Source organism: Paenibacillus sp. EKM206P (assembly GCF_011066155.1).
In the GTDB taxonomy this organism is placed as follows: Bacteria; Bacillota; Bacilli; order Paenibacillales; family Paenibacillaceae; genus Paenibacillus; species Paenibacillus polymyxa_D.
On the sequence record NZ_JAAMNQ010000003.1, the window covers coordinates 350699 to 364348 of the forward strand.

The 13650-nt window shown below is 45.7% G+C and carries 13 protein-coding genes; 2 read left to right on the forward strand and 11 right to left on the reverse strand.

The window, feature by feature from the left end:
* Positions 1 to 2: 2 nt before the first annotated feature.
* From G9G53_RS08320 to G9G53_RS08355, 8 genes are all read right to left on the reverse strand, one after another.
* Positions 3 to 785, reverse strand: coding sequence for an STM4013/SEN3800 family hydrolase (locus G9G53_RS08320; protein ID WP_069010631.1), 783 nt, complete (start codon positions 783 to 785; stop codon positions 3 to 5).
* Positions 778 to 2118: an STM4014 family protein gene (locus tag G9G53_RS08325; RefSeq protein ID WP_165146815.1), complete on the reverse strand. Its 1341-nt coding sequence runs from the start codon at positions 2116 to 2118 to the stop codon at positions 778 to 780. The genes G9G53_RS08320 and G9G53_RS08325 overlap by 8 nt, the downstream gene beginning before the upstream one ends.
* A 67-nt stretch (positions 2119 to 2185) precedes the next feature.
* Positions 2186 to 3028 carry an STM4015 family protein gene (locus G9G53_RS08330; protein ID WP_039271210.1) on the reverse strand — a complete coding sequence of 281 codons (843 nt, stop codon included), beginning with the start codon at positions 3026 to 3028 and terminating at the stop codon, positions 2186 to 2188.
* A 223-nt stretch (positions 3029 to 3251) separates the two neighbouring features.
* Positions 3252 to 4718 (reverse strand): efflux RND transporter periplasmic adaptor subunit, encoded by a 1467-nt coding sequence (locus tag G9G53_RS08335; protein ID WP_039271208.1) that lies wholly within the window; start codon positions 4716 to 4718, stop codon positions 3252 to 3254.
* 68 nt (positions 4719 to 4786) lie between these two features.
* Positions 4787 to 6304: a DHA2 family efflux MFS transporter permease subunit gene (locus tag G9G53_RS08340; RefSeq protein ID WP_039271206.1), complete on the reverse strand. Its 1518-nt coding sequence runs from the start codon at positions 6302 to 6304 to the stop codon at positions 4787 to 4789.
* Positions 6305 to 6319: 15 nt separating this feature from the next.
* Positions 6320 to 6973, reverse strand: a complete 654-nt coding sequence (locus tag G9G53_RS08345) for an HlyD family secretion protein (RefSeq protein WP_029518141.1) — start codon at positions 6971 to 6973, stop codon at positions 6320 to 6322.
* 357 nt (positions 6974 to 7330) lie between these two features.
* Complete coding sequence (locus G9G53_RS08350; RefSeq protein ID WP_039271204.1) at positions 7331 to 8143, reverse strand: hypothetical protein; 813 nt, start codon at positions 8141 to 8143, stop codon at positions 7331 to 7333.
* A 20-nt stretch (positions 8144 to 8163) separates the two neighbouring features.
* Positions 8164 to 8622, reverse strand: coding sequence for a flavodoxin (locus tag G9G53_RS08355; RefSeq protein WP_039271202.1), 459 nt, complete (start codon positions 8620 to 8622; stop codon positions 8164 to 8166).
* Between the two features lie 496 nt (positions 8623 to 9118).
* On the opposite strand from G9G53_RS08355, the gene G9G53_RS08360 reads away from it, so the two are divergent.
* Both G9G53_RS08360 and G9G53_RS08365 read left to right on the forward strand, forming a co-directional pair.
* Positions 9119 to 9982 (forward strand): class I SAM-dependent methyltransferase, encoded by an 864-nt coding sequence (locus G9G53_RS08360; protein WP_028540694.1) that lies wholly within the window; start codon positions 9119 to 9121, stop codon positions 9980 to 9982.
* A gap of 9 nt (positions 9983 to 9991) precedes the next feature.
* Positions 9992 to 10738 (forward strand): RluA family pseudouridine synthase, encoded by a 747-nt coding sequence (locus G9G53_RS08365; protein ID WP_069010639.1) that lies wholly within the window; start codon positions 9992 to 9994, stop codon positions 10736 to 10738.
* Between the two features lie 136 nt (positions 10739 to 10874).
* Here G9G53_RS08365 and G9G53_RS08370 read toward each other — a convergent pair whose 3' ends face one another.
* The 3 genes from G9G53_RS08370 to G9G53_RS08380 all read right to left on the reverse strand — a co-directional run bounded on the left by G9G53_RS08370 (position 10875) and on the right by G9G53_RS08380 (position 13588).
* Complete coding sequence (locus tag G9G53_RS08370) at positions 10875 to 12377, reverse strand: DHA2 family efflux MFS transporter permease subunit (RefSeq protein WP_069010641.1); 1503 nt, start codon at positions 12375 to 12377, stop codon at positions 10875 to 10877.
* The gene (locus G9G53_RS08375) at positions 12361 to 12846 is read right to left on the reverse strand and encodes a MarR family winged helix-turn-helix transcriptional regulator (protein ID WP_165146818.1); all 486 of its coding nucleotides are present in this window, start codon (positions 12844 to 12846) and stop codon (positions 12361 to 12363) included. Before G9G53_RS08375 ends, G9G53_RS08370 begins: the two co-directional genes overlap by 17 nt.
* 271 nt (positions 12847 to 13117) lie before the next feature.
* Entirely contained in the window at positions 13118 to 13588 is a 471-nt protein-coding gene (locus G9G53_RS08380) for a MarR family winged helix-turn-helix transcriptional regulator (protein ID WP_165146821.1), read from the reverse strand.
* Positions 13589 to 13650: the final 62 nt, after the last annotated feature.

Sequence of the window (13650 nt, forward strand, 5' to 3'; positions counted from 1 at the left end):
CTCTATAAAATAAATTCGCGGTAAGGCACATTCCAGACTACCTCATGCGCCAGACGATGTCCTTCATAGCCGTCTTCCCCATAAGCTGTACCATGATCGGAAAAAACCATGCAAAACGTCTTGCCCCGATTTCGCAAAGCATCAAACAAACGTCCAAGTTCACCATCCACATACCGCAAGGCTGCCCGTTGAGACTCCACTGAATCTTTGGCTGCGCCCTTCACAAAATAATGATTAGGCCCATGGATCGCTGATACATTCAGAAATAAAAACAAGCGCTGTGACGGGTCTGCATTTTCCAACAGTTTCAGAGCATGATTCACCTGATTCTCCGTCGAACGGGGGTTGGTAACACCAAAGTTCATACGCCAGTAGCTTTCTTGGAAATATCCAGGCAGCACCTTGGCAAGCTTATTTTTCTTTGTGAAAAAAATAACGCCGCCGATACAGATGGTCCGATAACCTTCACCCTCTAGCCCGGACACAATATCCGGGGCATCGAACAGCCACGTATGTGAATGCGTACGCAATCCCGTATCCTTGGTGTGGAACAGACGAATATGTGAAGTCTTATCTGTATTCGCTGGAGTCGGCAAAAATCCGCCAAAAAAAGCATGATGTGCAGCATAGGTAAAGCTACCCGGTGTATGGCGCTTTTCCCACGACCCGGAGCCGCACAAATTCGGACAGTTCTCTTCTTCCAGCTTTGCTACGTCATAACGCAGAGTATCAAGCGTAATCATGACAATATCATGAGAGCCGACAATTTGATTCATATCAGTCATATCTGTCTTTCCTTTCCGTACCCACGCTCCTATTAGCGAGGTGCTGCATTTCCCATTCATACGGATTCCAACCCTGATGCTCAACCCGGTACAGCAAATCACCGAACGGATTAACATCCAACACATAGGGATGACCACCATGAGCCGGAACCAGCACATCCAGTCCAGCAACCATGGAGGCTGGAAAAACACTCATAGCGGCTTTCGCCGTAAGCTGGACCGATTCCACCGTATTCTGCGGTAATCCGGCTTCCTTCAGCGAGAGCCGCTCATTACGCAAATGCAAATTCGTAATAGGGCTGTGGCTCAAACGTAAAACCGCATGGCAAGCTTCTGATCCGCACACGAGTTGGCGCACATCATAAACACGCCCATTCAAGGTCGCTTTGGGAATCCAGCGCTCCACATGTACCCCTTCCAGGCATAGCCAGTTAAGGATAGCATGAATGTCCTGCTTATCCGTATAACGACGCAATCGTCCGGCATTATAATACACGCGCTGTCCGTGTATGATTTCCGTTCCAATCGTGGTCACTGCCAGTTCCGCGTGTGTGTGGGGATGTACCTGATAGGCCATGACACCAGAAGCACCGGACCCACAAAATATTTTCACAAATACGCGGTGAAACCCGCTCTCCTTCATTGCCGTGTGCAGATCGACAACATCACGAAATGCACCACCTGAAGATGCAAGCACTGGTGGAACCCTTATATCTGCCTTGCCTAAATCGGCGCTACAACGCCGTTTGTCGAACATCACGGCAACTTCCGCCGGGTCGTTCATCCAGTGTGACGAGGGCCAGAGCAGAGCCACTTCATCCCGTAGCCAGGCCAGCAGACGGCAATAGCCCCGGAACCATTGTGCCGGGTGCCAAATACGACCGTGCTGCTCCTGCAGACATCGCGCTTCTGCCGCCGATATACCTGTGCCTTGTGTCCATTCGGGCCATGGCAACAGAGAATCGTCTCCCTCACCATCCGAGGCACCCAGAGCAATCAACTCACGCTCTACCTCAAAGCTTTCGCCCGGTGCATCCAGACGAAGCAGCGGACCACTGTCCATCTGCCCCGCCAGTAACTGATCAATGCTCTCTTGCACAAAGGAACTGCCATTCACGCTATCTTGCGTAGCTCGTGCAGCTATTCGCAACATCAGCTCGCTCAGACCTTGTTTCTGCCGAATAGCTTCCAGCACATTCTTATAGGAAACCTCCAGAGCGGGCGGAAGCATTAATCTGCTTCTCGCCTCCTGCAGCCCAGTAGTTCGACGATTTCCCGGATTACCGAACAAGATAAACGGCTCGCTGACATTACAGTCTGACATCCTAACCATAGAGCCGCCTCACTTTAGATCAATTTAATTTTGAAAACAGTCCGTTTTAGAAATCCATTTGTACAAATTACTCAGTCAGTGATGGATAGCGCCAATCATCTTCCTCATCCGCTTCTTGTTGATCTTCCACGTTCACAGATAGACCTGAGCTTTTCCAACGTTGCATCATTTCACTAGACATATAATGATAGCTCAAATCCAGATGCTTCAGCCCTTTTATACTTTCACTAGCCAGTAGCGCTTCTGCACCTTTATCAGACAACGTACCTTGTGAGAGATCCAGCACTTCCAATTGTCCAATCACAGGGGCATTAGCTGCTGCAATAGCAATTTCATCCTGTATTTCACTATCTTTGAGTCCCAAGTATGTAAGTTTGGGAAAAGGATTGCTGTCTAAAAACGGCAAAACATCTTTCAGGCTACCGTCAAAGCCATAGTTCTCGACACCCAAATACAGTTCCAACTTGCGCAGTTCAGGCAGTTCAGCATTACGTATTTGCTCAAGAACGCTCACAGGCAGACCACCACAGATAATAACCAATTCTTGAAGATGGTTATGACGAAGCGGCTCCAAGCTCAGGTCCTGGCTACCTTTGATATGAAAGGACTCCAATGCTGGAAACGCTTCTAACAATGGGGACAGATTCGTCTGGTTAATCCAGGAAACCTCACACTCATCGTATTCCATATCACCAATAAACAGTTTGCGTATCTTAGGGAATTGATCTTTGAGTTTCACTAACACTGGGATAAAATCCTCTGGTGAACTTTCATAGGCGCCGCCCCAATCTCCAATGATGAGATCTGTAACTTGCGCGCTCTCCGGCTTGGCTGCCAGTTCCTCAATAGATTTAGCCATCGTTTGGCCATTCTCATAAGCTTCATAATCCACTACCAATTTCACTTCCATCTTACAATTCCTCCGATCGCTTGTCTGAGATCTCGTAAACTATCTATTTCCAATTTAGTCTATCCTATTCTACCAATGTTCGTCAAAAATAGTCCCATATCGACATTAATCCTATGTAAAATTTGCTGAATGAAATAAAAACAAGACAGCCCCCTAAGCAGGCTGTCTTTGCATATTCATAATAAACTTCTACTATTATATAGTACGTAAGTTTAGAGCCTAATTATTGGCTAATTGTAATCGGTGAGTTATCGGACAGCAATGCCAGATTATTCACGATCACATTCTCCTCATTGCTCAAGCCACTGGTAACGAGTGTTTGTGAACCTGCCGTCTGAACAGTCTTCACTTCCTTACGTTTCGCATGGTCTCCGTTTACAACATATACATATTCTTTACCTTGATCCTTTTGAACTGCCGCAGTAGGAACCACAATGCCCTCTTGTGCATTGGCAGCGACAAAGCTGATATCAGCCAACATGCCGGATTTCAGTTTCGTGTCTGGATTCGCTACTGAGATTTTTACAGGATAGCCTTTTCCACTTGCATCCAACGGGCTTACATTTTTAACTGTACCTGTTGTTACAATGTTGGAAGCTGCAACACGAACCTGTACCTTGTCACCTGCTTTTACATTGTTGATCTGTTCCGCTGGAACATAGATCAAAGTATTGACCGTACTCAGATTAGCGATGACCAGCGCAGGAGACTGAGCGGATACCATTTCGCCCACTTCTGCATTTTTCGTGCCCACAATACCATTGATCGGTGACGTTACAACAGTATCATCCAATGCGTCCTGAGCAATGTTCACATTCAGCTGAGCCTGCTTAAGAGATTGTTGGCTGGACTCGATAACCGCAGTATTTTGAGATACTTTGAGCTGATTTTGCGCATTACTGTAACCGCTATTTGCATTACTGTAGCTATTTTTTGCTGAATCATAGCTGTTGCGAGCTGTAGTTAGAGCCTTCTGCGCAGCTACCAGCTGATCTTGCGCGTTAGCCTGCGCATTTTGTGCATTATTGTAAGCCGCTTCCGCATTCACGACTGCTGTTTTGGCTTGTTCTAATTGAGCTTGAGTGCTCGCACCTGCATCAAATAGACTTTGTGTACGTGTTACATTCTTCTGTGCATCTGCCAAAGCTTGCTGCGTTTGTTTCACCGTATTGGCTGCCGAGGAGACACCATGTGTTGCTTGTTCTACGGCTGTAGTGGCTTGATTAATAGCTCCCTGTGCCTGATTGATTGCACTTTGGGATTGAATCACGCCACTCTTGGACTGCACTAAGCCCGAGTTTGCCTGAACCATCGTAGATTCGTGGGATGCTTGAGCGGTGCTTACTCCGGCTGCTGCCGCAGCTGCTGCGGCGCGGGCTTTCGCAACATTATTCCGCATGTCCTTATCATCAAGCTTGAACAGTACTTGACCCTTTTTAACCTCGGAGCCAATATCCACAGGCAGTTCAACCACTTTACCGCCCACTTTAGGCACGATGTTCACCGTCTCCGATGGTGTAACCGTTCCTGTATAAATATTCCCCTGTCCGATAATTCCCTGCTGTGCTTGGCTGATTTTAACCGGAACGACCATATCCTGAGCCGCCCCGCTATTACTGGAGCAGCCTGCCAGCACTGCGCCGCCGAGCACTAAAGCCGCTAATGTACTTTCTACTCTCAATATTTTCATGATAATTCCCTTTCTTTCTGTCCGTGGAAATAATGTAAGCCATCCAGTCGTATTTTATAATTCCTTGATTAAGCTTCCGGCTGTGTCTTTGCTTTCTTCCTCTGAATAAACAAAAAGATTAGTGGAATCGTGCAAAACAGCGGTATGGATGAAATGAGGAACGTATCCCCAATCCCTCTTGATGTGGCATCTAGTGTGATTAAACTACTTATGGATGACATCCATGAGCTGCCCAATGTCGCTTGTAGCGTATGAGCCGAGTCTGGTGTAATGGACTCCGAAATTTGCTGGGCATGAGCAGCCGAACGGCTTTGCATAATGGCGGTTAGCACTGCAATCGCCATAGATGCAGCTACAGTACGTACCAGATTGGATGCTGTAGATGCATTGGCTACCTTGCTCGGATGAACGGCATTCATACCGACCGTGGATAATGGCATCATGCAAATACCAATTCCCAGACCCCGTAATGCCATTACGGTTTCCAACCAGGCATGCGAAGTATCTGGCGTAAGCTGGTGAAGATGATAGGTCATAAAGCTGGTTAGCGTCAGGCCCACAAGCCCCAAAGGCACAATTCCGAACTTATCGAACAGCTTCCCGGCAATAGGCATCATAGCCGCCATAGCAATGGCCTGTGGAATGAGGATAATACCGGTATCAATCGGTGACACCCGCTGGATATTTTGCAAAAACAACGGTGTTAGGAACGTTCCTCCGTACATCCCCATCATGACCAGACTCGAGGCAATAACACTAATCGTATACTTTGAATTCTTGAATAATGAGATTTCAATTACAGCATTATCCTTGCCGCTTTCTACATAGATCAGAAAAACAAGTGCCCAGAAAGCAATAAACAGCAGGGATACAATTCCAAAAGAAGTCCAGCCATCACGCTGGCCGTTTGTCAATGCGTACAAGAGTGTTCCAGCACAAGTTGCGGCCAGCAAAAAGCCCGGTAGATCAAACGGCTTCGGCTCTACTTTAGGCGGCTCTTTGATTAGAAGAATAACCATTAAAATTGCAAATAAAGCAACCGGCACACTGACAATAAACAAGAACCGCCAGTTAAACCACTCAATCAAATATCCGCTAAGCGTAGGCCCTACAGCCGGCGCTGCCATTGCGGCGATCCCCCATATACCAAGGGACATACCGATTTGTTCACGCGGCATAATTTTGTAAATAATCGTCATACTCAGCGGCATAATAACACCACCGCCCAGACCAGCCAGCACCCGTGCTGCGATCAGGGAAGAATCACTCCATGCAAAAATACATATTCCCGTTCCCAGCGAAAATACGCTGAGCGCTAGAATCAAAAACTTTTTGTATCCGAGGCGCTGCTCCATATATCCGGTAATCGGTACGATTACACCAGATGCAAGCGTGTAACCTGTAATAACCCACTGAATACGTGTCGTCGTAGATCCTAAATCCGTCGTCAATCTAGGAATGGCGACATTGATCAGACTGTTGTTCAGAATGGCGACAAAGGCGCCTAAAACGATAGCGAAAAAGGCAAGCCAGCGTTCTTTGGAAGAATCTGTCGAAGGAGCAGCAGCAATTTCATTGGCAGCCACATGGACCCCTCCTTTTTAAGGTGTATGAATTTTTACTTCCACGTTCGTTCCAGGGATAAGCTTCATATCCTTCGGCTTGTTCACAGCAATCTCTACAGGCACACGCTGAGTCACCTTGTTAAAGTTACCACTTGTGTTGACTGCAGGAACGAGTGAGAACACGGCGTTGGAGGCTTCCCCCACTTTACGAACTTTACCCTGAATCACCTGGTCACCTGCTGCATCAAGCGTAATATCCACAAGCTGTCCTGGTTTAATACGGTTAATGTCAGTTTCTTCAATGTTCGTGGATACGTACAAGCTGTTCATATCCACCATAGTTGCAACAGCACTACCCGGAGATCCGATTTCATGCTCTTTCGAATAAATCTTAATGACGGTTCCATTGATCGGCGCGCGTAGTACGGACTTGCTGATCATACTCGCATCCAGCCCAGATACATCCTGCTCGGCAATCGGTTCATTACGCTGAACAACATCTCCTTCTTCCACATCAATGTGGCTTATTTCTCCGGAGATTTGCGGCATTACCTTATATTGATCTGCTTGAATGCGCGCATCGTCACTTTTAACAAAGTGTGTTGCTTGATACCAATAATAGTAGCCAATAGCTCCACCGCTCAGAACGAGCAGTACAATGAGGATTGGCAATACAGTTTTCTTACTCACTTCTTCCACCCCTGTTGTCCAAAAAATTTTTATTATTCAACGCTAATATTTTAAAATTGAAATATTAGGCCATTAAACCAAATGGAGAACGTAAATAAACACATGGCAACGTGCCATGCAAAAGACAGGACTTATTTTATGTACATAGGACAAGCTAATCCATGCTCCACAAACCGTCTTTTATATTTAAATATTTTCATATAACTATTGTACATTGAAATATTATAGATATATTTATCTATTCAGGCAACATAAATTTTCAGTTTTTTCATAATTTTTTTTCATAAAAAAGAACCTTGTTTCCAAGGCTCTTTCACGAAAAGGGATAGTTTACAATTAAAGGGTTACACAATAACGTTAAGAGAAAGGCGTAGGTACAGCTAACCGTTGTTTGCAGTTTTTCGCCTCCTGCCCTTCCTTCGTGTTCTTATTCATTCTGTTTCCCTGAGAAACTTGCTTCCCTATGCACCCTCCGCAACGGCAGCGTTCTGTCGTGCCATGTACATCCTCTTTGGAATCCCGTAATAGCCGTACGTAATCCAGAGATTGCTGTAAAGAAACAGGTCCCGGAATGAAACGGACCTTCTTGCCTTCCAGCAGGCAGTATACCTCAATAAGCTGAGGAAGAGCTCCAAATGCATAATAACAAAATACATTTGTCATATGTTGGAATGTACTAATAACGTTAGGATTATAGTCAACGATGTACTTTTGAATGAGCAGGGAATCTGTTTCTGCTGATAGTTGCCAAGCAGCCTGAACAATAAGTGAAATATTGACCTCTAACTCAGGCACGGACGTACAAAATTGTTCATACAGCATCACAGGCATCATCAAGTCATTATTTAAGCCACAAATTTTTGACAACTCACCTGACACTTTATTTTTGACATCCCAATAATGGAACAAAGATTCAAAGCTGTCTGACTGCTTGGGCCACCATTTCTCCAGCACATACTGGACAGGGACTTCCCGCCGTACCTTTACTTCCATTCCAAAGTATTCGTTGAGCGCATGCCCTACTGCATATTGAACCCGTTGCCGCCAATTCCAGCCCTCACGCCCTCTTTTCCTCTGTGATTGACGGATTGGCTGTGGAGTTCTCCACATCTCCTCCAGCTGATAGTCGTGCAGAAGAGGAAAGCCGCTTAAGCTATCGCTATTGCGCATACCTATCCCTCACTCTCTTCTCAGGACACTTCAATACCAGCCTGTGCAAATTGTCTTCCGTAAGCTCGGCAATTCTCCTTATCATCATCCAATGGATTGAATTCAATCTTCAGACTCTCTTGAATGACCGATGCGCCGCGTTCTTTGACTTTTTCCTCTACCAAGTCCACTGCACCACAGAATTGCGTATAGGATGTATCTCCACTACCAAATACTGCCGTCTTTTTACCAGACAGATCAAGTTCGTCTAGTTCCTCGTAAAAATCCAAAAATTCATCAGGAAGCTCACCATCTCCCCATGTATATACACCCAGCAGGAACCCGTCATATGCGAGCAGTTCTTGCGCGCTGCAATCATACGAAGCCTTCAACTCAGCCTCATGTCCTGCCTGACGGACGCCCTCGGCGATCAATTCCGCAATTTCCTCTGTATTACCGGTCAAACTGGCATAAGTAATCATGATTTTACCCAAGTTCATCCCTCACCTTTATTTGAAATATGGGATGCTTTCACTCCCTGTTACTCAAATAATATTTGATAATGATTCTCATTGTCAAATGTTAATTTCAAAAACTAGGTTTAATCTTGGGGAAATATACGCAAAACAGCCGCATGACATGCGGCTGCTGGCTGAAAACCTATGGATAAGCAAATTAATTAGAGGCCTGTTTAATGAAGTAGAATTTCAGCTGTGTTGATAAAAAAATATTATGTACGTACAATTCATTCCATTTTCATTATTATAATAAAAAACGGATGGTTGTACGTACAAGTGGGATTGGCTTCATTTTAATATGGAAGCGCTATAATTACAAGTATATCCGAGAAAAAATATTTTAGACCAAGTGACTACTTACTTATTTATGTAATCATTCGATTGTTGCTGTGGTTTGTTGTACAATAGACTCCATATGGGGATTTCTGTGCAGCTTGCTGCCTGAATCCTGAATTGACTGCTGAAGGATGGATTGTACATGTATGTAGCACAAGAATGGAAAGACTATGAAGTAATGGATACAGGCGGTGGTGAAAAACTAGAACGTTGGGGTGATATTGTCCTGCGTCGTCCCGATCCGCAAATCATATGGCCTTTGGCCCAGGAAACAGCCGAGTGGCGTAATGTTCATGGACATTACCACCGTAGTTCCTCCGGTGGTGGCAATTGGGACATGAAAAAACCTATCCCTGAGCGCTGGACCATTAGCTATGGACCGCTTAAATTCCACATTAAACCGACCAGCTTTAAGCATACTGGTCTTTTCCCAGAGCAAGCAGCAAACTGGAGCTGGATGATGGATAAAATCAAAGGTGCAGGCAGACCCATTTCTGTACTGAACCTGTTTGCATACACGGGAGGAGCCACTACTGCTGCTGCGTATGCTGGAGCCAGTGTGGTTCACGTGGATGCCGCCAAAGGCATGGTACAGTGGGCAAAGGAAAACGTTCAATTGTCCGGTCTGGCTGACCGTCCGGTACGTTTCATTACGGACGACGTATTCAAGTTCGTGCAACGAGAACAACGTCGGGGCAACCGTTATGATGCCATTATTATGGACCCTCCTTCTTACGGGCGCGGACCGAACGGAGAAACTTGGAAGCTTGAAGAAAGCTTATACCCGTTTCTCGAATCCTGCATGAGCATCATTTCAGATCAACCGCTGTTCATGCTCATTAACTCCTATACTACAGGTATTTCGCCTACTGTATTGCGCAACATGCTGAGCATGACAATGCAACAAAAGTACGGCGGCCAAATTAGCGCTGGTGAAATCGGATTGCCGATCACACGCTCGGGATTGAATTTGCCTTGTGGTATTCTCGGACGCTGGGAGGCTTAAATTCCTCTTATGACTCAAAATGAACTTACTTGGCATGAACATGCACAGTCGAACATCCCTGTCCTATATGAAGACAATCATGTTTTGGCGGTTGTAAAGCCTGTCAATGTTCCAACGCAAGAGGATGCCAGTGGTGATCCTGATCTGTTGTCTTTACTCAAGGAAGATTTAAAAATTAGACACAATAAGCCTGGTAACGTTTTTTTGGGTTTAGTTCACAGACTGGATCGGCCTGTAGGTGGAGCCATGATTTTTGCTAAGACGTCCAAAGCTGCTTCTCGCCTGTCAGAGTCGGTTCGAAGTCGTCATTTTCACAAACTGTATACAGCCGTTCTGAATGGCGTTCCTACGGCCCCGCAAGGCCGTCTGACCCATTACCTGCTAAAGGATAGTCGAACCAACACGGTTCAAACGGTTCGGCCTGGCACGGCTGGTGCGAAGGAAGCCATTTTGGAGTATCGCGTAATCGGACAAGCAGATGGACTCAGTCTCGTGCAGATTAAGTTGCACACCGGACGCTCACACCAAATTCGTGTGCAAATGCAGGCGATCGGCTGTCCCCTCTACGGTGACCAAAAATATGGGGGTCATCTGAGTCGGCCCGGTCAACAGCTGGCGCTTTGGTCCTTACTCGCTGGAGCACCGCATCCGGTTAGCAAGGACGATATGAGATTTCACTCGTTACCTCCTGTCCAATTTCCATGGAATGAATGGCCCAGGTCGCTTTACGAGAACATGATTACGACTGAAATTTGAACCGAAAAGCCCTGCTCCATCTGGATATCTACATCCTCAATCCCCATTTGCACAAAGAACCTGCAATGCATGTTTGTTCACATGCGTTACAGGTTCTTTTTTGTAGAAAATTAAATTAATGCGTCATCTTATCCTTTTATGACGAGGAAGCCACGGACTGCCCCTTCTTGCTGTTTACCAGCTGTTGACGGGGATGGGCGTTTTTTGCATTCGTATTTTTGATAAAAAACGCTAAAATCAGAGCGGCCACACTCAACACTGTTGCAATGATAAAAGCCGAGTTAATCCCATAAATTGTAGCTTGATTGCCTGCAGCCAGCATCCCTACTTTATCCGTCACGGTTAGTCCCTCAGATGTAACAATCGACGTCAAACGGTTGCTGCTTTGTGTGGACATCACCGTCACCAGAATTGCCGTCCCAATTGAGCCGGAAATCATACGCAGCGTGTTACTCATCGCCGTACCATGTGCATTCAATCGTTGCGGAAGCTGATTCAACCCGGCCGTTTGGATCGGCATCATCAGCAAAGACATCCCGAACATCCGCACCGTATAATTAATTAACAGTGTCATATAGGTGGTTGTTTCGGTCAACCGTGTAAATTCCCAAGTTGTTATAGCCATGATCAGCAAACCAATTACAGACAACCAACGCGCTCCGATTCGGTCAAAAATAGCCCCCGTTACAGGAGACATGAGCCCCATCAGAATCGCTCCCGGTAACATTAGCATTCCGGACTGGAGCGGTGTAAAACCCCGAATATTTTGCAAATAAATTGGAAGCAATATCATACCGGCGTACAAAGCCATCGTCACAATCACATTAATGATTGTCGTCAAGCTGTACACATCGTATTTAAAGATACGGAACTCCAGCATAGGCTCATCTGCCTTCAATTGGCGAACAATAAACAAAATAAGCGCAATTGTCCCAACGATAAGCGTAGACAGGACCGGAATACTTCCCCAACCTGATGTTCCTGCATCACTAAAGCCGTATAACAGTCCACCGAAACCGAGCGTAGACAAAATGATGCCGGGAATGTCCAGCTTTGGCTTGGACTGCTCCGTTACATTTTTTAGAAAAATAAATCCGATCACAATCGAAATTACTGAAATCGGCAGGATGATCCAGAACAATACCCGCCAGTCATAATGCTGTACTATATAACCGGATAAGGTTGGCCCAATGGCTGGAGCAAAACCCATAGCAATCCCCAGGGTTCCCATCGCCCGGCCACGACGCTCTATTGGGTAGATGTTCAAGATAACGACCATCATTAAGGGCATCATGATACCTGCCCCCGCGGCCTGAATAAGCCGACCGATCAGCAATATGCTGAAGCTCGGTGCTATAGCACATAACAGCGTGCCGATTGAAAAAATAGTCATCGCACTAATAAACAATTTACGAGTGGAGAAACGGGCAATCAAGAACGCGGTCACCGGGATTAATACCCCATTCACGAGCATAAAGCCCGTGCTAAGCCACTGAGCTATATTGGCATCTATATTCAGATCACTCATCATTTTCGGTAAAGCCACACTGATCAACGTCTGATTTAATATCGCTACTATCGCGCCAATCAACAGAGCGGCCACAATGGGTGCTCTGCGTACATTACCTGGTAGTGTCATTTGAGGACTGCTCAAGTTGATTCATTCCCTTCGGTGTTAATTTCATAATCATTTGTTTATGGATATCCAGGACCATCTCTAGATGCTCCTTCGGAATGTCCAGAATGGGCAAGACGCGCTCCATCCACATGTCGTCTACTTTTTGCATGATATCTTTCCCTTCCGGCGTAAGCGTCAGCACTAAGGATCTACGGTCATGCTCATGCCGTCCGCGAGCAATATATCCCGCCTTGGTCAAGCGGTCAACCACCCCACTCATAGAGCTGCTTCCCACATGCGCTATGCCTGCCAACTCGGATAACCCGATGTTGGGGCGTTTATTCAGAATTGCCAAAGCCATATGCTGAATGGCCGTCAGATCCAAATGCTGCTCCTCGTTCCAGAAGGCATAAAATATCGTTTTGTTAACCTCTCTTATTGATTGAATAATCCGGTACACCTCAAGTCTGTCTTCCTCTCTATCACTCACTGGAACCATCCTTCTTTCTATTACCCAATTCACAATCCATATGCATATACATAAATTAGAAACTATTTGCATGCGAAATGTTATTTATTTATAACTATTATTTTATCATCTCTTATGTAAATGTCAACATTCACCCAAATATCACCTATACTTCAACACAAAAAAGGCGCGGTATGAATACCACGATAGGTATTTACATCCGCGCACTCCTACTTACCTTAAAATGATAACCTGCTGCGTACAGCTACTTTTCATGTAGCCACCATTCTAGTTATTCTGCTCGCTCTATTGGTTCCTTTACTCCCTCATTCTCACTTGCCGATACTGAAGTCTTCGCCTTCGTTGTAATTTTCCCCAACAAATAAACCAGCAAATTTTGATTGTGCTGAGAAATTCGGTTTAGTGCAGAACCCAGAAAATCATCCCGTATTCGTATTCCACGCTCTACTTCTTCTCTCCCTTGATCCGAAATGACAATCCATACAATTCTACGGTCCTTTACATCTCTGAAACGGGTGACCAGTCGATTCCGCTCCATCCGATCCAGCAGCATCGTAACCGCGGCTGGTGTGGTGGCGAGATATGGAATTAGTTGAGACGGTTTCATACGGCCGTATTCGTTCAAAACCTCCAGCACCGTAAGTTGAGCTTCGGTTAATGATGGAGCCAGCTGCTGCTCCATATGAACCTTATAATCCTTAGCCATTCTGGACCAGATTTTCGCAAATTCGGTCGTTTGCATTTTGCCTCACTCCTTTAAATAACAGGGTCAGTAAAAGCATCAAAGTTACCGTATGGGCCACC